The 25,530-nt window shown below is 59.9% G+C and carries 24 protein-coding genes; 13 read left to right on the forward strand and 11 right to left on the reverse strand.

All coding sequences use genetic code 11. The features are described 5' to 3' along the window. The first annotated feature begins 9 nt into the window (after nt 1–9). Genes cheR through cheZ form a run of 4 tightly spaced genes read left to right on the forward strand, consistent with a single transcriptional unit; the run spans nt 10 to nt 2,983 of the window. On the forward strand, nt 10–876 hold the full coding sequence (gene cheR / locus ET34_RS0108505; RefSeq protein ID WP_031521165.1) for a protein-glutamate O-methyltransferase CheR: 867 nt from the start codon (nt 10–12) through the stop codon (nt 874–876). Continuing rightward, nucleotides 873–1,922 (forward strand): protein-glutamate methylesterase/protein-glutamine glutaminase, encoded by a 1,050-nt coding sequence (locus ET34_RS0108510; protein ID WP_031521167.1) that lies wholly within the window; start codon nt 873–875, stop codon nt 1,920–1,922. The genes cheR and ET34_RS0108510 overlap by 4 nt, the downstream gene beginning before the upstream one ends. A gap of 16 nt (nt 1,923–1,938) precedes the next feature. Continuing rightward, entirely contained in the window at nt 1,939–2,328 is a 390-nt protein-coding gene (cheY, locus tag ET34_RS0108515) for a chemotaxis response regulator CheY (RefSeq protein ID WP_031521169.1), read from the forward strand. A gap of 10 nt (nt 2,329–2,338) precedes the next feature. Beyond that, nucleotides 2,339–2,983 carry a protein phosphatase CheZ gene (gene cheZ / locus ET34_RS0108520; RefSeq protein WP_031521170.1) on the forward strand — a complete coding sequence of 215 codons (645 nt, stop codon included), beginning with the start codon at nt 2,339–2,341 and terminating at the stop codon, nt 2,981–2,983. 46 nt (nt 2,984–3,029) lie between these two features. On the opposite strand, the gene ET34_RS0108525 is transcribed toward cheZ, so the two are convergent. From ET34_RS0108525 to ET34_RS0108540, 4 genes are all read right to left on the reverse strand, one after another. Next, nucleotides 3,030–4,166 (reverse strand): fimbrial protein, encoded by a 1,137-nt coding sequence (locus ET34_RS0108525; protein WP_031521172.1) that lies wholly within the window; start codon nt 4,164–4,166, stop codon nt 3,030–3,032. Then, a complete protein-coding gene (locus tag ET34_RS0108530; protein ID WP_031521174.1) occupies nt 4,156–6,693 on the reverse strand; it encodes a fimbria/pilus outer membrane usher protein in 2,538 nt (845 codons plus the stop codon). Before ET34_RS0108530 ends, ET34_RS0108525 begins: the two co-directional genes overlap by 11 nt. A gap of 8 nt (nt 6,694–6,701) precedes the next feature. After that, nucleotides 6,702–7,394: a fimbrial biogenesis chaperone gene (locus tag ET34_RS0108535; protein WP_031521175.1), complete on the reverse strand. Its 693-nt coding sequence runs from the start codon at nt 7,392–7,394 to the stop codon at nt 6,702–6,704. Nucleotides 7,395–7,508: 114 nt separating this feature from the next. Further along, nucleotides 7,509–8,081, reverse strand: a complete 573-nt coding sequence (locus tag ET34_RS0108540; RefSeq protein ID WP_031521177.1) for a fimbrial protein — start codon at nt 8,079–8,081, stop codon at nt 7,509–7,511. A 486-nt stretch (nt 8,082–8,567) separates the two neighbouring features. Between ET34_RS0108540 and flhB the strand changes: the two genes are divergently transcribed. The 5 genes from flhB (at nt 8,568) to bglB (ending at nt 15,198) form a co-directional block, all read left to right on the forward strand. Further along, nucleotides 8,568–9,719, forward strand: coding sequence for a flagellar biosynthesis protein FlhB (flhB, locus tag ET34_RS0108545; protein ID WP_031521178.1), 1,152 nt, complete (start codon nt 8,568–8,570; stop codon nt 9,717–9,719). Further along, complete coding sequence (gene flhA, locus ET34_RS0108550) at nt 9,712–11,790, forward strand: flagellar biosynthesis protein FlhA (protein ID WP_031521180.1); 2,079 nt, start codon at nt 9,712–9,714, stop codon at nt 11,788–11,790. Before flhB ends, flhA begins: the two co-directional genes overlap by 8 nt. Continuing rightward, a complete protein-coding gene (flhE, locus tag ET34_RS0108555; RefSeq protein ID WP_031521181.1) occupies nt 11,790–12,182 on the forward strand; it encodes a flagellar protein FlhE in 393 nt (130 codons plus the stop codon). The genes flhA and flhE overlap by 1 nt, the downstream gene beginning before the upstream one ends. Nucleotides 12,183–12,472: 290 nt before the next feature. Beyond that, nucleotides 12,473–14,059 (forward strand): MFS transporter, encoded by a 1,587-nt coding sequence (locus tag ET34_RS0108560; RefSeq protein WP_031521183.1) that lies wholly within the window; start codon nt 12,473–12,475, stop codon nt 14,057–14,059. Then, the gene (gene bglB / locus ET34_RS0108565) at nt 14,059–15,198 is read left to right on the forward strand and encodes a beta-galactosidase BglB (protein WP_031521185.1); all 1,140 of its coding nucleotides are present in this window, start codon (nt 14,059–14,061) and stop codon (nt 15,196–15,198) included. Before ET34_RS0108560 ends, bglB begins: the two co-directional genes overlap by 1 nt. 69 nt (nt 15,199–15,267) lie before the next feature. Here bglB and argS read toward each other — a convergent pair whose 3' ends face one another. Next, on the reverse strand, nt 15,268–17,001 hold the full coding sequence (argS, locus tag ET34_RS0108570; protein WP_031521186.1) for an arginine--tRNA ligase: 1,734 nt from the start codon (nt 16,999–17,001) through the stop codon (nt 15,268–15,270). Nucleotides 17,002–17,188: 187 nt separating this feature from the next. Here argS and ET34_RS0108575 point away from each other — a divergent pair, with 187 nt between their 5' ends. From ET34_RS0108575 to ET34_RS0108585, 3 genes are all read left to right on the forward strand, one after another. After that, nucleotides 17,189–17,752, forward strand: a complete 564-nt coding sequence (locus ET34_RS0108575) for a VOC family protein (protein ID WP_031521188.1) — start codon at nt 17,189–17,191, stop codon at nt 17,750–17,752. A 135-nt stretch (nt 17,753–17,887) separates the two neighbouring features. Further along, complete coding sequence (locus ET34_RS0108580) at nt 17,888–18,430, forward strand: SRPBCC family protein (RefSeq protein WP_031521190.1); 543 nt, start codon at nt 17,888–17,890, stop codon at nt 18,428–18,430. A gap of 3 nt (nt 18,431–18,433) precedes the next feature. Beyond that, nucleotides 18,434–19,600, forward strand: a complete 1,167-nt coding sequence (locus ET34_RS0108585) for a zinc-dependent alcohol dehydrogenase (RefSeq protein WP_031521191.1) — start codon at nt 18,434–18,436, stop codon at nt 19,598–19,600. Here ET34_RS0108585 and ET34_RS0108590 read toward each other — a convergent pair. Further along, nucleotides 19,597–20,733, reverse strand: coding sequence for a MalY/PatB family protein (locus ET34_RS0108590; protein WP_031521193.1), 1,137 nt, complete (start codon nt 20,731–20,733; stop codon nt 19,597–19,599). The genes ET34_RS0108585 and ET34_RS0108590 overlap by 4 nt on opposite strands. 84 nt (nt 20,734–20,817) lie before the next feature. Between ET34_RS0108590 and cutC the strand changes: the two genes are divergently transcribed. Beyond that, nucleotides 20,818–21,561, forward strand: coding sequence for a copper homeostasis protein CutC (gene cutC / locus ET34_RS0108595; protein WP_031521196.1), 744 nt, complete (start codon nt 20,818–20,820; stop codon nt 21,559–21,561). Between the two features lie 94 nt (nt 21,562–21,655). On the opposite strand, the gene cmoB is transcribed toward cutC, so the two are convergent. The 5 genes from cmoB to ET34_RS0108620 all read right to left on the reverse strand — a co-directional run bounded on the left by cmoB (nt 21,656) and on the right by ET34_RS0108620 (nt 25,272). Next, nucleotides 21,656–22,627: a tRNA 5-methoxyuridine(34)/uridine 5-oxyacetic acid(34) synthase CmoB gene (gene cmoB / locus ET34_RS0108600; RefSeq protein ID WP_031521197.1), complete on the reverse strand. Its 972-nt coding sequence runs from the start codon at nt 22,625–22,627 to the stop codon at nt 21,656–21,658. Continuing rightward, nucleotides 22,624–23,367 (reverse strand): carboxy-S-adenosyl-L-methionine synthase CmoA, encoded by a 744-nt coding sequence (gene cmoA, locus ET34_RS0108605; protein ID WP_031521199.1) that lies wholly within the window; start codon nt 23,365–23,367, stop codon nt 22,624–22,626. Before cmoA ends, cmoB begins: the two co-directional genes overlap by 4 nt. A gap of 39 nt (nt 23,368–23,406) precedes the next feature. Then, nucleotides 23,407–23,802, reverse strand: a complete 396-nt coding sequence (locus ET34_RS0108610; RefSeq protein WP_031521201.1) for an MAPEG family protein — start codon at nt 23,800–23,802, stop codon at nt 23,407–23,409. Nucleotides 23,803–23,875: 73 nt separating this feature from the next. Next, nucleotides 23,876–24,709, reverse strand: a complete 834-nt coding sequence (locus ET34_RS0108615; RefSeq protein ID WP_031521203.1) for a DUF72 domain-containing protein — start codon at nt 24,707–24,709, stop codon at nt 23,876–23,878. Then, nucleotides 24,706–25,272 carry a hydrolase gene (locus ET34_RS0108620; RefSeq protein ID WP_031521205.1) on the reverse strand — a complete coding sequence of 189 codons (567 nt, stop codon included), beginning with the start codon at nt 25,270–25,272 and terminating at the stop codon, nt 24,706–24,708. The genes ET34_RS0108615 and ET34_RS0108620 overlap by 4 nt, the downstream gene beginning before the upstream one ends. Nucleotides 25,273–25,530 lie beyond the last annotated feature (258 nt).

Raw genomic sequence — 25,530 nt, forward strand, 5'->3', positions numbered from 1 at the left:
GAAGGCGCTATGACATCATCACTGCCTACCGGGCAAACGTCATTATTGTTGCAGATGACACAGCGCCTCGCGCTGTCCGACGCTCATTTCCGTCGGATATGTCAATTAATCTACCAGCGCGCGGGGATCGTGCTGGCTGACCATAAGCGGGATATGGTTTACAACCGCCTGGTCCGCCGGTTGCGCACCCTCGGGCTGGACGATTTTGGTCGCTATCTCGGTATGCTGGAAGCGAACCAGAACAGCGCGGAGTGGCAGGCGTTTATCAACTCCCTGACCACCAACCTCACGGCCTTTTTCCGTGAGGCGCACCACTTCCCGGTGCTGGCGGAGCATGCCCGCAAGCACAGCGGCGAATATCGCGTGTGGAGCGCGGCGGCCTCAACCGGGGAAGAGCCGTACTCTATCGCCATCACCCTGGCGGATACGCTGGGCACGGCACCGGGTCGCTGGAAGGTCTTTGCCAGCGACATTGATACCGAAGTGCTGGAAAAAGCGCGCAGCGGCATCTATCGCCTGGAAGAGCTGAAAACGCTGTCGCCGCAGCAGTTGCAGCGCTATTTCATGCGCGGCACCGGTCCGCATGATGGCCTGGTACGCGTGCGCCAGGATCTGGCGAATCAGGTTGAGTTTGCCTCGCTTAACCTGCTGCAAAAGCAGTACGACATCGGCGGCCCGTTCGATGCAATCTTTTGCCGCAACGTGATGATTTATTTCGATAAGGACACACAGCAAGAGATCCTGCGGCGCTTCGTTCCGCTGCTTAAACCCGACGGCCTGCTGTTCGCCGGGCATTCAGAGAACTTCAGCAACCTCAGTCGCGACTTCTGGTTACGTGGCCAGACCGTCTATTCGCTGAGTAAGGAAAGAGCATGAGTAAAATCAGAGTGTTGTCAGTGGATGACTCTGCGCTGATGCGCCAGATAATGACCGAGATCATTAACAGCCACAGCGACATGGAAATGGTAGCGACCGCACCGGACCCGCTGGTTGCCCGCGACCTGATTAAAAAGTTTAACCCGGATGTGCTCACGCTCGACGTGGAAATGCCGCGCATGGACGGCCTCGATTTCCTGGAAAAACTGATGCGCCTGCGTCCGATGCCGGTGGTGATGGTCTCCTCCCTGACCGGGAAGGGCTCGGAAATCACCCTGCGCGCGCTGGAGTTGGGCGCTATCGACTTCGTGACTAAGCCGCAGCTGGGCATTCGTGAAGGGATGCTGGCCTACAGCGAGATGATCGCCGATAAAGTGCGCACCGCCTCGCGGGCAAAACTCTCGGCGCGCGCGCCGGAAGCGGCCCCGGCCACCCTGAAGGCCGGCCCGCTGCTCAGTTCGGAAAAACTGATTGCAATTGGCGCGTCAACCGGCGGCACCGAGGCGATTCGCCACGTGCTGCAACCGCTGCCGCTCTCAAGCCCGGCGGTGCTTATTACCCAGCACATGCCGCCGGGCTTTACCCGCTCCTTCGCCGAGCGCCTGAACAAACTGTGCCAGATTAGCGTGAAAGAGGCAGAAGACGGCGAACGTGTATTGCCAGGACACGCCTATATTGCGCCCGGTGATCGGCACATGGAGCTGGCGCGTAGCGGGGCAAACTATCAAATCAAATTACATGACGGGCCGCCGGTAAACCGCCACCGCCCGGCCGTCGATGTGCTGTTTCATTCAGTCGCGAAGCATGCGGGGCGCAACGCGGTGGGGGTTATTCTCACCGGGATGGGCAACGACGGCGCGGCCGGAATGTTAGCGATGCACCAGGCCGGTGCCTGGACCATCGCGCAAAACGAAGCAAGTTGTGTGGTGTTCGGCATGCCGCGAGAGGCCATCAATTCAGGTGGCGTCAGCGAAGTGGTCGATCTAAGCCAGGTCAGCCAGCAGATGCTGGCGAAAATCAGTGCCGGACAGGCAATACGTATTTAAGAGGAGAGTAGTGGTTATGGCAGATAAAGATCTTAAGTTCCTGGTAGTGGATGATTTCTCCACCATGCGTCGCATTGTACGTAACCTGCTGAAAGAGCTGGGTTTCAACAACGTAGAAGAAGCGGAAGATGGCGTGGACGCGCTGGCAAAACTGCAGGCTGGCGGTTTTGGCTTTGTGATCTCCGACTGGAACATGCCGAATATGGACGGCCTTGAGCTGCTGAAAACCATTCGTGCCGACAGCAACATGGCTGCCATGCCGGTGCTGATGGTCACGGCGGAAGCCAAGAAAGAGAACATCATCGCAGCAGCGCAGGCGGGTGCCAGCGGCTACGTGGTAAAACCGTTTACCGCTGCGACCCTGGAAGAGAAGATGGGCAAAATCTTCGAAAAACTCGGCATGTGAGGGCGGGACGATGATGCAACCAATAATCAAACCGACTGATGAGCATACGCCCGGCGATATCATAGCCCGCATTGGTAGTCTCACGCGTATGCTGCGCGACACCATGAAGGAGCTGGGACTCGATCAGGCGATTGCAGAAGCAGCTGAGGCGATTCCGGATGCCCGCGACCGCCTGGATTATGTGGTACAGATGACGGCGCAGGCCGCCGAGCGCGCACTGAACTGCGTAGAGGCTTCCCAGCCTCATCAGAACCAGATGGAGTCCGGCGCGAAAGCGCTGAGCAGCCGCTGGGATGAGTGGTTTGAGAACCCGATCGAACTGAGTGACGCGCGTGAGCTGGTCACCGACACCCGTAATTATCTGGCAGACGTGCCGTCCCATACCGGGGCGACGAACGCACAGCTGCTGGAAATCATGATGGCGCAGGATTTCCAGGATCTGACCGGTCAGGTTATCAAGCGCATGATGGACGTGGTGCAGGAGATTGAGCGCCAGCTGCTGATGGTGCTGCTGGAAAACATTCCGGATCAGCCAAGCCGCGCCAAACGTCCGAACGACAGCCTGCTCAACGGCCCGCAGCTTGATGCGACCGCCGCTGGCGTCGTGGCAAGCCAGGATCAGGTTGACGATCTGCTCGACAGTCTCGGTTTCTGAGTCTGATACGCCCCCGGATGCCAGGGTATCCGGGGGCGTAGTTTTTCTAGCGTAAATCCATTTTTACCGTCACATTCCCTTCGTATTTCCCGGCTGCCGGGCGCGAATCCGTGGTGCTCACCGGCGCGGCCTTCATCACGATGCTGCCGTTCCCCTGTTCATCAAGCGTCACCGGAAACTCGACGCTGCCATCCAGCATCACCGGGTTGTTGTTGTTATCAAACATCCGTACTCCCATATCGTCACGATCGATCATGCGCGCAATTAACTTGCCTGAATCGACCACGCCGCGGTCGGCGCTCAGCGTAAGCTTGATTTTCTGCTGGTTATTCACCGCCGGATTATCGCAGCGGTAGGAGATATCCACGTCTTTCAGGGTAAAGCCTTGCGGAGGTTGACCCGCCGCAACGTACTGACTGGTCATGGTCTGCCCCAGATCCACCTCAATGGTGCTCCCTGCGTTGATCACGCAGCTTAGCGGGGCGGTGAGCGTACCGCTAAGCCAGATGTTGGAGACCTGCTGGGCGCTGCCGATATCGCAACTGCCGGAGCCGAACGAGAGGCAGGCATAGTTTTGCGCCATCAGCGTCGCGGGGATAGTCTCCTCACCGAGGATCGGTTTTTTGACATACAGCGTCACGGCGATCACGTTCCATTTGAACTTGCGTTTAGTGGTACTGGCCCCGACGGGGCGCGTACTCTCGCTGCAGACGCTGGCGGTTTGCTCGGTCGGTTTCTTCTGCTCAAGCGCCTTCATCATTCCGGACATCGGCGTCGGGTAGCTGTTGATGGGAATGGGCGTCAGGCCAGTGCCGTCCGGAGAGTCAACGGCGTTGCTATAGGCCTGCACGTCGGCATCGAGAAACTCCGTCAGATAACCATAGCCTGAGATGCCTGGCGATAACGGGCTACCGGCATAGTTAGTGGTCATGACTGGCGTGCTGGCGAGCAGGTTGCCCGGACAGCTACAGTTAGCTTCGATCTCCGTCCCGCTGCCCACCAGATAATGCGACATCGGTAAAATATGTTGCGTGACGTTTTCATCCGCTGTCATCTCGTGGTTAAAGCTACTTTCATAGCTTGCTGCTGCGCTGAAACAGTCGTGAAGGATCGTGGCCTGCACCTGGCCACTTATCAGCATGACGAGCAGCGTTAGCATGCATACTGTTGAGTTAGTCTGCATGTCGGGTCTCCTGTTTGCAGAGCGCTGACAGGGTGCGGATACCCGTAGCGCGAGGTACTGACGCGGTGGCGGGGATCTGCACCCGGGCGCGGCAACGTTGTGCCGCATCGGTGCCCCACTGCACGTTGACGCCTGCCTGTTCGCCAACTCCGGCGAGGTAAAGCAGGCCGCCATCGTCAACGATACCGCTCTGTGCCTGGCCCTCTACGCTGGCTACCGCGCCAAACGGCACCGGACGACCATTGTCCCGGGTCAGGGTCACCAGCACGCGGTAACCGATGCGGGCATCAAATCGGGCCGTCACCGCCGCGTTGCGGCTTGGGATCACCATCACCGCGGTGGCATTGGTGTCTACATCCTCCGGCAGGGTAGTGGTATCTACGCGCAGTGTATTTTGTTGATAGGCTGTCAGTGACGGGATAATGGCGTTGCCAAACCAGTCGGTCTGAATGCCGCGTTGATTTTTGAAACGCACCCCTGATGCCCCGCCAGTGCTGACGATAGCGAACTGATCGCCGAGCGGCTGGGAGAGGGTAACGCCCTCGGGATGGGCCACCACCGCGCCGCTGATTCCGTAGCTGACGCGCGAGGAGTCGTCGGCGCCATAGTAATAGCCTGCATTAACGTTCGCGTATTCGGAACGGTAGCTGGTATAGAGGCTACTGTTATCGGTGCCGTCATGGTTGGTATGGCTCTGCTGCAGCGAGTAGTTCAGGCGCTGATCGTCGAGTAGCGTGCCGCTCAGGCCGAGGCTCTGGCTGGTATCGCCGTGGCGGCTGTTACTCATGCTGTAGCTGGCCCAACTGTTGGGCAGCCAGCGACTGAGCGGCACGCTGAAGCCGAGGCTTATCATGCGATCGCTGTCATCATCCCCGGAGGTGGTATAGGTGCAGGCCAGATGCGCGCTGACGCCGCCAAAGGTGCGGTTGATACCGGCGGTAACGCTGCGCTCGCGCTGCGAGGTTCCCCAGTAATCCTGCTGGTAGCCGTTAAGATAGAGGCTGCTGCCGAGCAGCGTCTGGCTGACGCTGGCCTGCACCCGGTTGCGCTTGTTGTAGCGAAAGGTCCAGTCGTCTTCGTCATAGCGCTGATTCGCGTCGGCGAAGCTGTAGTAGCCCGCCGTGGAGTAGCGGTAGCTGGCAAGGGTGAAGTTGGTATCGGTGGCATCGATTTTCCCGGACCAGAGCACGCGGTAAGACTGCCCGGTGTGGCGGGTGTTGTCATCCAGCGTGGCCCGCGCCCAGGTAACGTCGAAGGAGAACGCGCCCAGCTCACCCGGCACCAGACCGACGCCCACATTGCCCGCCTGGTAATCCGCAGAGGCGGTCAGGCCGCCAAATGCCGTCAGGGTGTTATTGATGCCGTAGATTACGCTGCCCTGTGTGAACAGCGGTTCATTTTGCTGACTGTTGTTATCCGCCCGGAAGCGCGCCGCCGTGACCTCATACTTTATCTGACCGGGACGCTGCATAACCGCCACGCTGGAGTAGGGCTGAGTCCAGCTGTGCACCGTGCCATCCGCTTCCTTTACGGAAATCTCCAGATCGCCGCTGTTGGTCGTGGAGTTCAGGTCGGTTATCTCAAACGCGCCAGGCGCGACGTTCTGCTGATAGATAATGTAACCATTCTGCCGCACCGAGACCTCGGCGTTGGAGCTGGCGATGCCGCGGATCACCGGTGCAAACCCGCGCTGGCTGTAAGGCAGCATCTCCTCATCGGAGGCCAGGTTAACGCCGCTGTACTGCACGCTGTCGAACACGTCTCCGCGCGTGCTGCTCTGGCCGGCCGTGAACTGCGCACGCAGGGCATCCACGTCATGCTGTATCCAGCTGCTGAGCGATTCCCAACTGTGCCGATCGTTAGTCTCGCTCCAGATGGAGTAGTTGCGCAGCCGCCAGCCACCAAGGTTCAGGCCACTGCGCAGGTTAAGGTACTGGCTGCTGTCGCGCTGGTGCGCACTGTCCTCGTTCTGCGAGCCGGAGAACGCATAGTCGGTGAACAGCACCGGCACGCCGTCCTGCCAGCGCGCGGGGTCGATCTCCCCGGCGCGGGTTTCGTTGAGCGCGGCCTGAGGCAGACTGAGGTGCAGCGTCAGGGTGGAAAAAGTAAACGCGGCGGAGGCAAAAGGGATGTAGTGCCCCATTGGCTGCGGCAGCGGCGCGTTGTCGGGCAGCGCGGCAAGCGCAGGGTATTCATCGACCCGCACGCCCCATCGGCGCAGCTGCGCCACCGTCAACTGGGGCTGCAGAGTGCCGTCCGGGCCGCTCAGGTAGCTGATGCTCTCATCCGGCAGTGAATGGGTGTTAAGGATGATGCGCGAGACCCAGCTGCCGGGCAGCTGCGCATCCGGGCGCGAAAACAGCGACAGGTCAATATCCTGCTGTGCCAGGAGGTCGCCTTCCAGCGATGAAGGGGCGAAATAAAATTCGCGCGCGTCGGCGGTCGATGATGCCAGCAGGAGGGTTCCGCCCACGCAGGGCAGAAGGGTGCGTAATCGCCCACCGCTAACAGCGTTTTTTCTGCTCATCGGGATGCTCAGTTTGCCTGCAGCGCAGCGCTGTAGGCGGCGGAGGCATTGCCATAGTCGGTAACACAGCGCCAGGAGACGCTGTTGCCGCTGGCGTTTGTGGGCAGCGCAAACTGCGCCTGGCTTTTGGGTGCCACCAGTTCAATGTTATCCAGCCGGGTAGCGCCGAGCTGTAGCGATTCGAAAACGCTGTAATAGGGGCCGCCGTTGGTAACGATCAGCGTATTACCGCTGCGGCTGAAGCTCAGGTTTTTACAGGTCTCAGCAGGCGTGCCAGCCAGGGCTGCCGGGCGGAAAAACAGCTTCAGCCGGGTTTTGAAGATCAGACGCAGCACGTTTTTATCTTCCGAGCCCTTTTCGTTGGCCGGGATTGTGCGGACGTTAAGGTAGAACATCGATTCGCGATCCTCTGCCAGCGGCGCACCGGTCCAGGTAATGCGCAGGCTCTGTTCTTTTTGCGCATCCAGCCGAAACAGCGGAGGCGTAATAATAAACGGCCCGCGGGTTTTCCCGTCGCCGGTATCGACCCAGGACTGCACCAGCCAGGGCAATTCACGGTCCCGGTTTATCAGGGCCAGTTCGACCTCTTTTTTATTGATGTCGTAAATAACGCGGGTACGCCCTATTTGTACTCCGCCAGCAAGCGCAGGAGCAGTAATAGTTGCTGAGAGGCAAAGGATAAATAAATTCACTGTTCGCATTATGCTAACCATCAATGCTAATTATAATTTGAGAGTATTACTTCATGCCCGACCAGCGCCGGGCATGAAGTAATTAATGAGTAAGTGCCCGTTCAGGCATCCACTAAAATAAAATTAACGGTAAAGAATATTGACGGTCATATCACCGTCAGCCGGGCCGGCAGTGACTTTATCGGTAAAGGATTTATAGCGGGCATTAAAGTTGGTGGTGAGGGTATCGTCCGGCATGGCGGAGAGCGGAACATAGACCTGATCTTCGCTGCCGTCGAACTTCAGCAGCTCGGTTTTACCGTCCAGGCTCACTGCGATGCCGACGCCCGTCGCGGCCGTTTCGCCCTCGGTGGTGATGGTACTAACGTCCATCAGCGTGGGGGTGCCGGTCAGCGTGGTTGGCGCATTAAAAGTAAGCTGTACCATTGCCAGGCCATCTGTCGTGACCGGGCAATCGACCAGCGCAATGGAGAACGGAACCTCCGGTGATTCATCGCCAGTTTTGGCAAACAGCGAGGTGGGATAGCTACCCAGTGGCACGGTGCTGTCGTGCCCGTCATCGCCGGAGATTTCACAGCTTGGTTCGATAATTTCACCAGTGAAATGCACCACACCCGCATTCATTTCTGACGCCATTGCCGAGGCTGAGCACATTGCCAGCAGCGTGCTGAATAACATATTTTTCGTAAAACGCATAACAACCACTCCTTATTAATATTCCCTGGTGCGTAATTCAATTGCAATTGAAGCAAAAAATAATAAAACCTGTTTTTTCGGCATTATATACGCTGTATTCAAAGCGCGAAGCGGATTCTTTATAAGAATATTAATTACGAAAGAGAATTTTGTAAGAATGTTTAATTGTGCCGCGTTTAATATAGGGCTGATAAATAAAAGGGCGCAGAGATATATTATTTTTAGCGTCAGGCGATGCTAATTTATACATTATTTACTGGGCTTAGGTTAAATCAGACCCGCGTTTAATCCGAGCGCGTTCCCGCAGCGGGCGTTGGTTTACCGTCCATTATCGCGGTAGCAAATCGCATCTCCCGGTCCGTAACACGCGGCGTGCACCCCTTACTAAACGCAGTAAAAAGCCCCCTTTACGCGGGCTATTCACGGCATTGGCTACGCGGCCCTCTGGCATGATAACTGCGGGAAAAACGTGTCGAGATTGACGTAGTGGCTGAAGATAGCGACCAGGAAAAGACAGAGGCCCCCACACCACACCGAATAGAAAAAGCGCGTGAGGATGGGCAGATACCCCGATCCAGAGAACTGACCTCGCTGCTGATGCTGCTGGCAGGCGTGTCGATCCTCTGGGTGGGCGGGGCGCCCCTTGGTCGAAAACTGGCGGCCATGCTGGCGGCAGGTCTGCATTTCGATCACAGCATTATCAATGACCCCAGCCTGATTGTCGGCCAAATCGGCAGCCTTCTTAAGCAGTCCCTGATGGCGTTACTGCCACTGATTACCGGACTTGTGCTGGTGGCGCTTGCCGCACCGATGCTGCTCGGCGGCCTGCTGTTCAGCGGTAAAGCGGTGGCGTTTAAATTCAGCAAGCTTAACCCGCTGCCGGGCATCGCGCGCATGTTCTCGGCCCAGACCGGGGCTGAACTGCTGAAAGCGGTACTGAAATCATTGCTGGTGGGTGCGGTCACCGGCTTTTATGTCTGGCATAACTGGCCGGAGATGCTGCGCCTGGTCAGCGAGTCGCCCGTTTCGGCGCTGCGTAACGCCCTGAATATTGTGGCGCTGTGCGGCGTGCTGATCGTGCTTGGTCTGATCCCGATGGTCGGGTTTGACGTCTTCTTCCAGATCTTCAGCCACATCAAAAAATTACGCATGACGCGGCAGGATATCCGCGACGAGCACAAGCAGAACGAGGGTGACCCGCACGTGAAGGGGCGCATCCGCCAGCAGCAGCGCGCCGCTGCCCGTCGCCGCATGATGGCCGACGTGCCGAAGGCCGACGTTATCGTTACCAACCCGACGCACTACGCCGTAGCGCTGCGCTATGAAGAGAACAAAATGAGCGCGCCGAAAGTGGTGGCGAAGGGCGCAGGGCTGGTGGCGCTGCGCATCCGTGAAATTGGCAACGAGCATCGCATTCCGATGCTCGAAGCACCTCCGCTGGCGCGTGCGCTTTACCGCCATGCGGAGATAGGTCAGCAAATTCCCGGCACCCTCTATTCGGCGGTAGCGGAAGTGCTGGCCTGGGTCTGGCAGTTGCGCCGCTGGCGCGTGGCGGGCGGCCTGATCCCGAAAAAACCTGTAAATCTTCCGGTGCCTCCGGGGCTGGACTTTATGAACGAGAAGGACACTGATGGCTAATCTGGCTGCAATGCTGCGCTTGCCTGGCAATATGAAATCGACCCAGTGGCAGATCCTTGCCGGGCCGATCCTCATCCTGTTGATTCTGTCGATGATGGTACTGCCGCTGCCGGCATTTGTTCTCGACCTGCTTTTCACCTTTAACATTGCACTCTCCATCATGGTGCTGCTGGTGGCGATGTTCACCCAGCGCACGCTGGAGTTTGCGGCGTTCCCGACCATTCTGCTGTTTACCACGCTGCTGCGCCTGGCGCTCAACGTGGCGTCCACCCGTATCATTCTGATGGAAGGGCATACCGGCGGCGCGGCGGCGGGTAAAGTGGTGGAAGCCTTCGGGCACTTCCTGGTCGGCGGCAATTTCGCCATCGGTATCGTGGTGTTCATCATCCTCGTTATCATCAACTTCATGGTTATCACCAAGGGTGCCGGTCGTATCGCCGAAGTGGGCGCGCGTTTCGTGCTCGACGGGATGCCCGGCAAGCAGATGGCCATCGATGCCGATCTCAACGCCGGCCTGATTGGGGAAGAAGAAGCCAAGAAGCGCCGCTCGGAAGTGACCCAGGAAGCTGACTTCTACGGTTCGATGGACGGTGCGAGTAAATTCGTGCGCGGTGACGCCATCGCCGGGATCCTGATTATGGTGATCAACGTCGTCGGCGGTCTGCTGGTCGGCGTGCTGCAGCACGATATGGCGTTTGGTCACGCAGCAGAGAGCTATACGCTGTTGACCATCGGTGACGGCCTGGTTGCCCAGATCCCGGCGCTGGTGATCTCCACTGCGGCGGGCGTAATCGTTACGCGTGTGGCGACCGAGCAGGACGTGGGCGAGCAGATGGTGACCCAGCTGTTCAGCAACCCACGCGTCATGCTGCTGGCTGCGGCGGTACTGGGCCTGCTCGGCATGGTGCCTGGCATGCCTAACCTGGTGTTTCTGCTGTTCACCGCGGCACTGCTGGGCCTGGCCTGGTGGATGCGCGGACGCGAAATGAAAGCGCCAGCCCCGGCGGCACCGGTGAAAGCCCCGGAAACCACCCAGGCGGTGGAAGCCACCTGGAACGATGTTCAGCTGGAAGACTCCCTCGGTATGGAAGTGGGCTATCGCCTGATCCCGATGGTGGATAATCAGCAGGACGGCGAGCTGCTCGGTCGTATTCGCAGTATTCGTAAGAAATTTGCTCAGGAGATGGGCTTCCTGCCACCGGTGGTGCATATCCGTGACAACATGGATCTGCCGCCGGCGCGCTACCGTATCCTGATGAAAGGGGTGGAGATTGGCAGCGGCGAGGCCTATCCGGGCCGCTGGCTGGCGATTAACCCCGGCACCGCTGCCGGCACGCTGCCGGGTGAAACCACCGTCGATCCGGCCTTTGGCCTGGCCGCGGTATGGATTGAGAGCGCCCTGAAAGAGCAGGCGCAGATCCAGGGCTTTACCGTCGTGGAAGCCAGTACCGTGGTGGCAACCCACCTCAATCACCTCATCGGCCAGTTCGCGCCTGAGCTGTTTGGTCGTCAGGAAGCGCAGCAGCTGCTGGATCGCGTGACCCAGGAGATGCCGAAGCTGACCGAAGATCTGGTGCCGGGCATTCTGACGCTCACCACGCTGCACAAGGTGCTGCAGAACCTGCTGGCCGAGAAAGTGCCGATCCGCGATATGCGCACCATTCTCGAAACCCTGGCCGAACATGCGCCGGTGCAGAGCGATCCTTACGAGCTGACCAACGTGGTGCGCGTGGCGCTGGGCCGCGCCATCACCCAGCAGTGGTTCCCGGGCAACGGCGAAGTGCAGGTGATTGGTCTGGATACCGCGCTGGAACGTCTGCTGCTGCAGGCGCTGCAGGGCGGCGGCGGGCTGGAACCTGGGCTGGCGGACCGTCTGCTGGAGCAGGCGCAGCAGGCGCTGAGTCGTCAGGAGATGCTGGGTGCGCCGCCGGTGCTGCTGGTGAACCACGCCCTGCGTCCGCTGCTGGCGCGCTTCCTGCGCCGCAGCCTGCCGCAGCTGGTGGTGCTGTCGAATCTCGAAATGACTGACAACCGCAACATCCGCATGACTGCCACCATCGGAGGCCAGTGATGCGTGGCTTACTGCTGCTGCTCTGCCTGCCGTTCGCCGCGTTCGCGAAGGGCGAGGGGGCGTGGGAAGCCAGCAACGGCGGCACTACGCTAACCTGGCGCGGCGTGGCGGCGTCGTCCTCGCCGCTGATGCCGAAGGATAAGCCGGAGGGGGTGATGAACCTCGTGGTCTGGCGCTACGAGCTGAACGGCCCCATTCCGGCGGGCCTGCAGACGCGCCTCTGCTCGCTCAGCCGCTGCGTCGCGATTGAAGGCGGGCAGGGGACCACGCGCGGTCTGACCGGGGTGCCCGCCAGCGAACCGCTGCGCTTCATCTGGGAAGTGCCCGGTGGCGGGAAGCTGTTCCCGATGATGCGGGTGCAGTCGAACCAGGTGATTGTGAACTATCACTAATTTCTCGGGGCTGCCATGCGCAGCCCTGTTTTTTTACCGCATTTCCCCCAGGCTTTACGAGCCGCTTCGCAAATCCGACACCTTCTTTTGAACATCCCAAAACACTGTTTTATAAATCAGTGACACGGATAGCGGCACTCTTTGCATTTTTGCCAGCATCGCTTCCCGGATGGCAGAAACAAAAAGGTATCCCTTACTTCATACTTTTACTTTAGCCGTAACAGGTTCCCTGTTGCCCTTCGGGCAGCGTTGCCGGGGATCTCCCATTAGTACCTACAGGGTTGACGGCAATGAAAACACGAAAAATTGGCCTTCCTAATTACCTCGCCTACGGCTCCGGAGATTTCCTCGGGGCAGGGACCACCGCCCTGACGGCGGCCTGGTTGCTCTATTTCTACACCACCTTCTGTGGCCTTACGCCTATCGAGGCGACCTTTATCTTTGCCGCCGCGCGCGTGCTGGATGCGGTGGTCAGCCCGCTGATGGGCTTTCTGACCGATAATTTCGGCACCACCTGGTTTGGTCGCCGCTTTGGCCGCCGCAAGTTCTTTATCCTGCTCGGTATTCCCTGCGTCTTCAGCTACTCGCTGATGTGGGTCGGGGACATGGGCTTCTGGTACTACCTGCTGACCTATCTGCTGTTCGACATTGTCTACACCATGATCCTGGTGCCATACGAAACCCTGGTGCCGGAGATGACCGATGACTTCAAGCAGAAAACCAAGTTCTCCGGGGCGCGCATCTCGATGGCGCAGATGTCGGCCATTCTCGCTTCCTTCCTGCCGGGCGTGCTGCTCACCCAGTTCGGTAAAGACAACGCGATCTCCTTCTTCTACGCCAGCCTGGTGTTCTCGGTGCTGTGCGCCATCATGCTGACGTTCGTCTGGTTCTTCACCTGGGAGCGGCCGCGTGAGGAGTGGTCTGAAGCGGCGCTGCGTGCCGAAGAAGAGAAGAAAAGCCTGACGCTGGGTCAGAGTCTCAACCGCCTGTTCGTCGAGCTGATCTCCACCCTGCGCATTAAGATTTTCCGTCAGCATCTTGGCATGTACCTTGGGGGCTACATCGCCCAGGACGTGTTCAACGCCGTATTCACCTACTACGTGGTGTTCGTGCTGATGCAGGAAGCGGCGATGGCCTCAAACCTGCTGGGCACCATGGCTATCTTCCAGTTCATCGCCGTGATCGCCATGATCCCGCTGTGCATCCGCTTCGGACCGGCACCCTCTTACCGGATGGTGGTGGTGCTGTTCGGCCTCAGCTCGCTCTCCTACGCGATGCTCTACTACGCCGGGTTAAGCGATATTTACGCGCTGCTGCTGCTAATCTCCGCTATTGCCGGCCTCGGGCGCGGCGGCATCAACTATGTGCCGTGGAACACCTATACCTATATCGCCGATGTGGATGAGGTCATTACCGGCCAGCGCCGCGAAGGCATCTTCGCCGGCATCATGACGCTCACCCGTAAAGCCTCTCAGGCGGGTGCCGTGATGCTGGTGGGCATTGTGATGCAGATGTCCGGCTTCGTATCCGGTCAGAGCGTGCAGGCCCCGGCAGTGAGCCACACCATTCTGATGATCCTCAGCGTCGGCACGCTCATCGTACTGGCCTGCGGTTTCCTGGTTTCGCTGCGCTTTAAGCTCAACCTGGCCACCCACAGCATTCTGCGCGAAGAGACCAGCAAAATGCGCACCACCGGCCGGGCGATACCGGAAAGCGCCAGCCCGCACAATCGCGCCACGGTTGAGATGCTGGCGGGTATGCCTTACGAGAACCTGTGGGGCAACAACAACATCGGCTATCTGAACCGCAACAAACCGGCAGCCCCCGCGCTGAAGGGCCATGCACCTGAATTCGACACGACACAGAGGTTAAGTTAATGATTGTTTACCCTGTCAAACACAGCCCGTTACTGTGCCAGCCGGAGCGTTTTATCGCCCGGGATGAGCTGAAGTCCCTGATCCACAAGCTCACTGATAATCTGGTCAATATCAAGGATGAAACCGGCGCGTTCCTGCTGCGCCTGGATGATGGCCGCGTGATTGACACCAAAGGCTGGGCCGGCTGGGAGTGGACCCACGGTGTCGGACTGTACGGCATGTACCAGTACTGGCGTCAGACCGGCGATACCACCATGCGTGACATCATCGACGGCTGGTTCGCCGACCGCTTTGCCGAAGGGGCGACCACCAAAAACGTTAACACCATGGCGCCATTCCTCACCCTGGCGTACCGCTATGAGGAGACCGGGAATCCGGCCTGGCTGCCGTGGCTGGAGAGCTGGGCCGAGTGGGCAATGTATGAGATGCCGCGCACCGAATGGGGCGGCATGCAACACATCACCCTGGCGGAAGAGAACCATCAGCAGATGTGGGACGACACCCTGATGATGACGGTGCTGCCGCTGGCGAAGATCGGCAAGCTGCTCGGGAAGCCGGAGTACGTCGAGGAAGCGGTGTATCAGTTCCTGCTGCACGTCCAGAATCTGATGGATCGGGAAACCGGGCTGTGGTTCCACGGCTGGAGCTACGAAGGCAACCACAACTTCGCGAACGCCCGCTGGGCGCGCGGCAACAGCTGGCTGACGATTGTCATCCCGGACTTTCTGGAGCTGGTGGATCTGCCGGAGCGCGACCCGGTGCGACGCTACCTGATTCAGGTGCTGGAGAATCAGGTTGCTGCCCTGGCCAAATGCCAGGATCGCAGCGGGCTGTGGCATACGCTGCTCGACGATCCGAATTCCTACCTTGAAGCGTCGGCCACCGCCGGGTTTGCCACTGGTATCCTGAAAGCGGTACGCAAGCGCTACATCGGGAAAGCGTATGCTGCCGTCGCCGAAAAAGCGGTGAAGGGCATTGTGGCGAACATCTCCCCGGACGGCGAGCTGTTGCAAACCTCGTTTGGTACCGGCATGGGCCATGACCTGGAATTCTATCGTCAGATCCCGCTCACTTCGATGCCCTACGGCCAGGCGATGGCGATCCTTTGTCTGGCAGAGTATCTGCGCAGCTACCTCTGACCCGAGCACGACGCCATAAAAAAAGCCTGAACATCACGTTCAGGCTTTTTTGTTACCGCAGGCGAGGTATTACATGCGCTCGACGGTTTTGATACCCAGCGTATCCAGACCCAGCTTCAGGGTTTTCGCGGTCAGCAGCGCCAGCTTCAGGCGGCTCTGACGCACCGCGTCGCTCCCGGCGCTGAGGATCGGGCAGTGCTCGTAGAAGCCGGAGAACAGGCCCGCCACGTCGTAGAGGTAAGCACACATCACGTGCGGCGTACCTTCCCGGGCCACGGTGGTCAGCGTCTCTTCAAACTGCAACAGACGTGCCGCCAGCGCCGCTTCGCGATCCTCGGTGATGGTTACCGGAGCGGTGAGGCTGCTTTCATCGACGCCCGCCTTGCGGAACACGGAGAGCACGCGGGTGTAGGCATACTGCATATAGGGCGCGGTATTGCCTTCAAACGCCAGCATGTTGTCCCAGTCAAACACGTAGTCGGTGGTGCGGCTCTTGGAGAGATCGGCGTATTTCACCGCGCCGATGCCCACGGCGTCAGCCAGTTTTTCCAGCTCGTCTGCCGGCATGTCCGGGTTCTTCTCGCCCACCAGGCGGCGCGCGCGCTCCATCGCTTCGTCCAGCAGCTCGGTCAGCTTGATGGTACCACCAGCACGGGTTTTGAACGGCTTGCCGTCTTTGCCCAACATCATACCGAACATGTGGTGCTCCAGCGGTACGGAGTCTGGTACATAGCCCGCTTTACGCACGATGGTCCACGCCTGCATCAGGTGCTGGTGCTGACGCGAGTCGATGTAGTAGAGCACGCGGTCGGCATGCAGGGTTTCATAGCGGTATTTCGCGCAGGCGATGTCCGTGGTGGTGTAGAGGTAGCCGCCATCCTTCTTCTGGATGATGACGCCCATCGGTTCGCCTTCTTTGTTTTTGTACTCGTCGAGGAAGACCACGGTAGCGCCTTCGCTCTCGGTCGCCAGACCTTTCTCTTTCAGGTCGGCCACAATCCCCGGCAGCATCGGGTTATAAAGGCTTTCGCCCATCACGTCGTCGCGGGTGAGGGTGACGTTCATGCGCTCGTAGGTCAGCTGGTTCTGGGTCATGGTGATGTCCACCAGCTTGCGCCACATCTGGCGGCAGTACTCGTCGCCGCCCTGCAGCTTCACCACGTAAGCGCGGGCGCGCTCGGCGAACTCAGCGTCTTCGTCGTAGTGTTTCTTGGCTTCACGGTAGAAGTTTTCCAGGTCTGCCAGCGCCATGTCGCCAGCGTTTTCGTTCTGCTGCTTCTCAAGGAAGGCAATCAGCATACCGAACTGGGTGCCCCAGTCGCCGACGTGGTTGGCGCGGATCACCTTGTGCCCGAGGAACTCAAGGGTGCGCACCGCAGCGTCACCAATGATAGTGGAACGCACGTGACCGACGTGCATCTCTTTCGCGACGTTCGGCGCAGAGTAGTCCACCACCACGGTTTGCGGCTGGGCAACTTTTGTCACGCCCGCGCGGTCGGAGGCAGCGGCTTCATCCACGCGCAGCGCGAGGAACACCGGGTCGAGGAAGATATTGATAAAGCCCGGGCCGGCGATTTCCACTTTTGCAGCGATGCCGGTGAGATCGAGGCTGGCGATAACCTGCTCAGCTAACTGTCGCGGCGGCATGCCCAGTTTTTTCGCCACCGCCATGACCCCATTGGCCTGGTAGTCACCAAACTGCGCTTTGGCTGACTGGCGAACCTGGGGTTCGCAATCCGCAGGCGCACCTGCGGCAATCAGTGCCTGACTGACTTTATCTGAGAGAAGAGCCTGAATATTCACCGGGATACCTTACCGTAAAGAGGCAGCACAACAGGGGTGCCGCATGATGCATTTGAAAAACCAGGGGCGGGATTATACTGCATTTGGCGGGAGACGTCAGCCCTGCGCTGGGCCGGGGCAGGCGGGGGTTTTTAAGCGGCCCGCACCAGGGTAGAGTAGCGCCTTTTCACACCTTCCCGGAGCACCGATGACCGACTGGCACGCCATTGACGACCTTCACGATATCCACGCCGACCTGCCGCGTTTTGGCGCCGCGCTCACCGCCCTGGCGGCGCGTCTCGGGCTGGATATTGCCCCGCTTGACGCCGACCACATCTCACTGCGCTGCCATCAGAACGCTACCGCCGAGCGCTGGCGTAAGGGCTTTGAACAGTGCGGCGAGCTGCTGTCGGAGAACATCATCAACGGGCGTTCTATCTGCCTGTTCAGGCTGCATACGCCGGTCATGGTGGCGCACTGGCAGTTTTCCATTGTTGAGCTGCCGTGGCCGGGGGAGAAGCGCTACCCGCATGAGGGGTGGGAGCACGTGGAAATCGTGCTGCCGGGCGACCCGGAAACGCTGAATGCCCGCGCGGTCGCGCTGCTTTCCGATGAAGGGCTGAGCCAGCCGGGGATTTCAGTGAAAACCAGTTCACCCAAGGGCGAGCGGGAGCGCCTGCCAAACCCGACGCTGGCAGTGACCGACGGCAGCGTGACGATTAAATTCCACCCGTGGTCCATAGAGGACATCGTCGCCAGCGAGCGGGAATAGCGCCTTCGCCATGCAATCAGGGCCGTTCGGGTTTCCGGGCGGCCCTTTTTATTGTCTATAGTCATAGGGGTATGCAGTCTGACCGCGCACAGTAAGGAGTATTCACGCCTGTTTTCGACCTGATGGGAGAGACCAATGCACGATACCGTAAAGCGAGACGATCTCTGGAACCACCCCGACGAGCCTGGATTGCACCGATCCATTCTCATTCACCGCTCCCCCGAGGCGCTGTTCGACCTCTGGCGCGACCCCGCCATTTTTCCCCGCCTGATGGCGCACTTTGCGCGCATTACCGTCCTGAGCAATACCGCGTCCCACTGGGAGGTGCCGGTACCGCTTGGCAAAAACGTCGAGTGGGATGCGTATATCGTTGACGAGGCGCGTGGGCAGTACATCGCCTGGGCCTCGGAAAAGAAGGCCACGGTGCCCAATGCCGGGCGGCTCGCGTTCCGGCCGGTTTCCGATGAGAGAGGCACCGAAGTGACCATGACCCTGCATTTTTCGCCGCCCGGCGGCGTGTTTGGCGAGTGGCTGTCGAAGAAAATCGATCTGGTGCCGGAAGCGATGCTCAGCCAGGCGCTGCGGCGCTTCAAAAGCATGGCGGAAACCGGTGAGTTTGCCACCAATAAGCCGCAGCCGGCCGGACGTCACGGTGGCATGGACAAGGTAGAGGAGTAAACGATGCGAGCACTTTGCTGGAATGGCGTAAACGATCTGCGCGTAGAAACCGTGGGCGACCCGATAATCGTTAACCCGCACGATGCCATCATTAAGGTTGGGCTGACCACCACCTGCGGCTCGGATCTGCACGTCATTGACGGGCTGATCCCGAGCATGGAGGAGGGGGATATTCTTGGCCATGAGTTTATGGGCGAGGTGGTCGAGGTGGGACACGAGGTGAAAAATATCCGGCGCGGTGACCGGGTCGTGGTACCGTCGTTTATCGCCTGCGGCTCCTGCTGGTACTGCAATCACGGCCTGTACTCCTGCTGCGATAACACCAACCCGAACGCCCATTTACAGGAGCCGATTCTCGGCTATCCCACTGCCGGGATCTACGCCTACAGCCACGCCTTCGGTGGCTATGCAGGTTCACATGCCGAGTACGTGCGCGTCCCCTTTGCCGATACCGACTGCTTTGTGGTGCCTGATGCGGTGTCCGATGAGCAGGCGCTGTTTCTCTCTGATGCGGCACCCACCGGCTATATGGGGGCTGACTTCTGCAATATTCACCCCGGCGATACCGTGGCGGTGTGGGGCGCAGGCGGCGTCGGGCTGATGGCGGCACAGAGCGCGTATCTGATGGGGGCCGAGCGGGTGATCGTCATCGACCGCTTCCCGGAGCGGCTGGCGATGGCGCGGGAGAAAATCGGCGCAATCACCCTCGATTATACCGAGGTGGACATTTACGAAGCGCTGCTGCACCTCACCGGCGGGCGCGGGCCGGACAGCTGCATCGACGCCGTGGGGATGGAAGCGCACGGCGAAGGACTGCAGTACGCCTACGATCGCACCAAACAGGCGCTGAAAATGCACACCGATATCGGCACCGCGCTGCGTCAGGCGATTCATGCCTGCCGCAAAGGCGGGACGCTGGCGATCCTCGGCGTGTACGGGATGATGGACAAATTCCCGCTCGGCGTGGCGATGAACAAGGGGCTGACGATCCGCACCGCCCAGCAGCACGGCCAGTTTTATATGGAGCGCCTGCTGCATCACGCCTCGCACGGTGAACTGCGCACCGACTTCCTCGCCACCCACCGCTTCTCGCTGGAGGATGCCCCGCGCGGCTACGAGATGTTCAAACGTAAAGAGGACGGCTGCATCCGCGCGGTGTTCAAGCCCTAGCGCGTCACGGCACGCGTCAGCCGCCCAATGGCCTCTTCCAGTGTGGCGGCGGTGCAGCCGAAGTTTATGCGCACGTGCTGCGCGTCGCCAAAGTCCTCACCCGGCGAGAACCCCAGCCCGGCCCGGCGGAAGAAGGTAGTCGGGTTGTCCACTTCCAGCCCGGAGGCATCGACCCAGGCGAGGTAGGTAGCTTCCGGGCTGTTCATCTGCAGCCCGCGCAGGCCGTTCACCGCCTCGTACAGCCGGTCACGGTTGGTGCGTAAATAGTCGAGCTGGGCGCGCAGCCAGGCGTCCCCGTCCTGCCACGCCGCCTGGGCCGCGACTATTGCCAGCACGTCCGCTGAAGGCACGATGCCGTCCCGCACCGCGTTGAAGCGCTGACGCAGTTCCGGGTTCGGGATCACCGCCACCGAGGCGCCAAGCCCGGCAATATTGAAGGTTTTCGACGGCGACATCAGGGTAATGGAGCGCTGCGCGGCGTCCTCGCTCAGGGTGGCGAACGGGATATGTTTGCAGCCCGGCTCCAGCAGCAAATCGCAGTGAATTTCATCGGAACACACCACCAGATCGTGACGGCGGGCGAAGGTCAGCTGGGCTTCCAGCTCGTCGCGGCGATAGACCGTGCCACCCGGATTGTGCGGGTTACACAGCATCAGCAGCTGTTCACGCCCGGTCATCTGGTCGTCAATCGCCTGCAGATCCAGCACCTCCCGGCCCTGTTGCGGGCGCAGTGGCACGCTAATCTGGCTGCGCCCGCCTGCCTTCGCGGCTTTGCGAAACGGGGGATAGATCGGCGTCGGGGCCAGGGTTCCCGCATCGGCATCGCTGAAGGCGCGGACGCTGAGATTCAGCGCCGACACGATCCCCGGCAGGAAGACCAGCCACTCCGCTTTCACCTGCCAGCTGTAATGGCGCTCGCACCAGGCGATAAACGCATCCGCCAGCCCGGCAGGCGCGCCGCCGTAGCCGAATACACCGTGGGCGATACGCTGCGTTAGCGCGTCGGTGACGCAGGCCGGAGAGCGAAAATCGGTATCCGCGACCCACATCGGCAGTACGTCCTCAGCAAATTTTGTCCACTTTGAACTGTCACTGTGACGGCGGTCGATCGCTTCGTTGAAGTTGAATGCCATGATGCGTTGTCCTTTTTATTGTGATAACTCAGACTAGCACGCCGGGAAAAGGCGACAACTGAAAAGGTTTTGCAGGAGAAAACAATGGCTTTGCTTGAGATATGTTGTTACGGCATGACGTGTGCCATCACCGCCGAACAGGCGGGTGCCGATCGCATCGAACTGTGCAGCGCGCCAAAAGAGGGCGGCCTGACGCCGTCGGCGGGCGTGCTGAAGGGCGTCAGGCATAACGTCACTATCCCGGTGCATCCCATCGTGCGTCCGCGCGGCGGCGATTTCTGCTACAGCCAGGCGGAGTTGAGCACCATGCTCGACGATATCGCCTTTATTCGCGATCTGGGCTTTCCGGGGCTGGTGACTGGGATACTGAATGAGGATGGCGGGGTGGATCGGCAAAAAATGCAGGCGGTGATGCGCGCCGCGCCTGGCATGGCGGTCACCTTCCATCGCGCCTTCGATATGTGTGCTAACCCGATGATTGCACTGGAGGAACTGACCGAACTCGGCGTGGCGCGGATTTTAACTTCGGGCCAGCAGGCAAGCGCAGAGCAAGGTATTTCATTAATTACGGAACTAAAGCACCGATCCCGTGCTCCAATCATTATGGCCGGTGCAGGCGTACGGCTGAACAATCTGGAAACCTTTATCGCTGCGGGCGTGGATGAACTCCACAGTTCCGCAGGACGCTACACTTCCTCGCCGATGCGCTATCGCCACGCCGGGGTATCGATGTCAGCGGATGCCAGTGCGGATGAATATGCCCGCTACGAGGTGGACGCCGAAAGCGTCGCCGCGATGAAAGCCGCACTGACGCGGCCTGTTTCCTGAACGCCTGACGATTTTTACCGCGCATCATGTCGCCCATATGATGCTTGCTCGTACCAGGCCCCGGTCTTTTGCCGGGGCTTTTTTTATCGATGCGTCAGGGTTTGCGCGCGGTGAGCACGGCGCGCAGCGGGGCGGGGTAGCCTTCGATGGTTTTCAGACTGTCCTGCGGGTCGAGGAAGTCGGCCAGCGATTCGGTCTTCATCCAGTCGGTGCGGCGCTGCTCTTCGGTGGTGGTGTAGCAGTGATCGGCGATGGTGACATCCACAAAACCACACTTCTCCAGCCAGTTTTTCAGCGCCAGCGCGGACGGAATAAAGTAGACGTTGCGCATCTGCGCATAGCGGTCACCCGGCACCAGCACGCGGTGCTCGTCACCTTCCACCACCAGCGTCTCCAGCACCAGTTCCCCTTCGCTGACCAGTTGGTTTTTCAGCTGCCAGAGGTGATCCAGCGGCGAGCGGCGATGATAGAGCACGCCCATTGAGAAAACAGTATCGAACGCGGCGAGCGCCGGAAGCTGCTCAATACCCAGCGGCAGCATGTGCGCCCGCTGGTCGTCGCCCAGCAGTTTACGCACCGCCTCGAACTGGCACAGGAACAGCTGCATCGGATCGATGCCCACCGCCAGTTTCGCCCCGGCACCGATCATGCGCCAGAGGTGATACCCGCTGCCGCAGCCGACATCGAGTATGGTGCGGCCCGCCAGTGGCTGAATGTGCGGCAGAACGCGATCCCACTTCAGGTCAGAACGCCATTCGGTGTCGATATCCACGCCGTAGAGGGAATACGGCCCCTTGCGCCACGGCATCAGGTTACGCATCAGGGTGTCGATGCGCTGTACCTGACCTTCGCTCAGCGGCTGCGCTGCGTCGGCGGTAACGCTGTGCAGCAGGTCGAGGTGATGCGGGGCCAGTTCCGGCAGGTGTCCCACCGACTTCATCCACAGGCGGAACTGGCCGTGCAGCGCCTCACGCTGCCACTCCCCGAGCTGGGCCGGCAGGGTTTCCAGCCAGCCCGCCAGCGGACCCACAGCAATCTGCTGATAAAATTTTCCGAAGTCGATCATGCGCGTGCTCCGCCTTTCAGCGCCACCAGCGAACCAAAGTTAAAGCACTGGAACCAGAGTTCGCTGTGGGCGAAGCCGGCCTGATGCAGACGCGCTTTGTGCGCTTCCACCGAATCGGTGAGCATCACGTTCTCCAGCATGCTGCGTTTCTGGCTGATCTCCAGCTCGCTGTAGCCGTTGGCACGCTTGAAGTCGTGGTGCATGTCGAACAGCAGTTCGCCGACGGTGGCGTCTTCAAAGCTGAATTTTTCCGACAGCACCAGCGCACCGCCCGGCTTCAGCCCGGCACAGATGCGGGTTAACAGCGTCAGGCGGTCGTCCGGGGCGAGGAACTGCAGCGTAAAGTTGAGCACCACCAGCGAGGCGTTTTCAATCGGCACGTCGCGAATATCGGCTTCGATAACCTCGACCGGGGTCTGCGCTTTGAACGCATCGAGATGACGACGGCAGCGCTCCACCATCGCCGGGGAGTTGTCCACGGCAATGATTTTGCAGTCGTCATGATGAATGTTGCGCCGCACCGACAGCGTCGCCGCGCCCAGCGAGCAGCCGAGGTCATACACCTGACTTGCCGGGGTAACGAAGCGCTCCGCCAGCATCCCGATCATGGAAATGATATTGGAATAACCCGGCACCGAGCGCTGGATCATATCGGGGAAGACTTCCGCTACCCGTTCATCAAAGGTCCAGTCGCCGAGACGGGCGATGGGCGCGGAAAATAGCGTGTCGCGATTGGACATGGCGTAATCCTGCGAAAAACAAAAGGGGCGTATTGTGCGCTAACGTAACGAGAAAACCAACTCCCACGGCATATACCAGAGGTTAGTCAGCACCATCAGCAACAGCGCGCACAGCGTGGCGCTCAGGCCGGAGCGACGCCAGCCGATCAGGTGATGCTGATAACCGTAGTACTGCATCAGCCGGCCGGCAATCAGCAGCAGTCCGCAGACGTGCACCATCCAGGTGAACGCGCCGTTCATCTCCATAAACAGCAGCAGCACCAGGGCGAGGGGAATGTACTCCATCGCGTTGCTCTGAATGCGCAGGGCGCTTTGCAGCTCGCTAAAACCACCGTCGCCGTAGCTGACGCGGTACTGGCTGCGCAGGCGCAGTACATCAATTGAAAACTTAACCAACAGCAGAGCGCCAAGCACGGCATAAAGCGCGCTTACCATAGAAACTCCGTTTAACAGCCAGGGTGGATGCGGGGGCTATGATAGCGTGCGCATTACGCGCTGTCGCTAGTCGTCAGAAAAGAGAATCCTGGGCGGGGATGGCCGGCTCCGGGCCAAGCGAGGGCAGATGCTGACGCAGCGCGGGCCACAGGGTATGCACCAGCTCCGGCGCCTGGGCGATATCCGGCGTGTGCAGAAATAGATACGGCGTGGTGGTCTGCGTCCACATGGCCAGCTTGCGCAGCCAGACGTCAAACAGCTCGACGTTTTGCGCCATGTTGTCGCTGCCGATAAAGCGCACCATCGGGTGGCTGGCGGTAACCACCGCATGCACCGGCAACACCGGTTTTTTGCGCTGCGCCTCGCGGATCGCCTCGCTGTGTGGATTGGCGGCCTGTACCGGGCGGCTGTCGAGGATCACCCGGTTGACTCCGCGCGCGTGCAGCCCGCGGTTGAGCGCCCGCTCGTCCTCGCCTTTGGTGAAGAACGCCCGATGGCGGACTTCCACCCCGTAACTGAACGCGCCGGGCAGCCCATCAAGAAACGCCCACAGCGCGGGCAAATCTCGTGGCCCAAAGGTGGCCGGAAGCTGCAGCCAGTACTGACCGATGCGCCCGGCCAGCGGGTCAAGACGGGTAAAGAACTCCTGCGTCAGCGCCTCGCAGTTGCGCAGCGCCGCCTGGTGGGAAATGGTGGCCGGAAACTTAAAGCAGAAGCGGAAGTTGTCATCGGTCTGGGCATGCCAGCGCGCCACGATCTCCGCCTTCGGCAGCGCGTAGAGCGTCGTGTTGCCCTCCACACAATTAAAATGGCGAGCATACTCTTCGAGACCGGTGATGCCGAGCCGCACCCATTTCGGGTGCGACCACTGCGGCAGTCCGATCCAGACGCGCGGGGCTGTACTCATAGCGCCGCCAGCAGCTCCGCGGTGCTACAGACTTTACCGATGCGCGGGAAGATATGGGTCATGCTGCCCTGATGCTGTTCCGCATCCGCGGCGCTGCACGCATCTTCCACCACGATCAGGTTGAAACCCAGCTCCCAGGCGTTACGCGCTGTGGACTCCACGCCGATATTGGTGGAGATCCCGCACAGCACGATGGTGTCGATCCCGCGACGGCGCAGCTGCAGCTCGAGATCGGTGCCGTAAAACGCGCCCCATTGGCGTTTGGTGACTTCAATATCGCTGTCGCGCTTGCCCAGCGCCGGGGGATATGTCCACCAGTTGTCCGGCAGCGCGTGGCCGCCCATCGGCGCGTCAACCGGTTGTCGTAACGCATCGCCGAAATCCGCCGACCAGCCTACGCGCACCAGCACCACCGGCGCGGCGTGGGCACGAAATTTATCGGCCAGCTGCGCGGTACGGGAGACCACGTCGTCGGCGCTGTGCGGCCCACCGGCGAACGGTAAAATGCCTTCCTGAAGGTCAATCACTACCAGCGCGGTAGTTGCAGGATTAAAATCTGACATCGTCACTCCCTCTTTTTTGTTGTGAGCTGAGTACCTTACGCGTTTTATAAGGTATTGCTGTTTACTAAATTTGTTAATTTTTGTGAGAATGCGCAATAAGACGCGCAGCAAACGCGCTACCGTGTGGCTGCGGACTTATCGTGGACTGGAATTTCCAGTATAATAGCCGCCTTTTTTCATCAGTAGTGACATTCAGCTAAAGCTGCGACAGTGGCGCCTGTAAGCCAGGCGGCAAACGGCCTGTGGCTAAGTTAAGGG

Origin of the sequence: Siccibacter colletis (assembly GCF_000696575.1) — a bacterium.
GTDB classification, from domain to species: domain Bacteria; phylum Pseudomonadota; class Gammaproteobacteria; order Enterobacterales; family Enterobacteriaceae; genus Siccibacter; species Siccibacter colletis.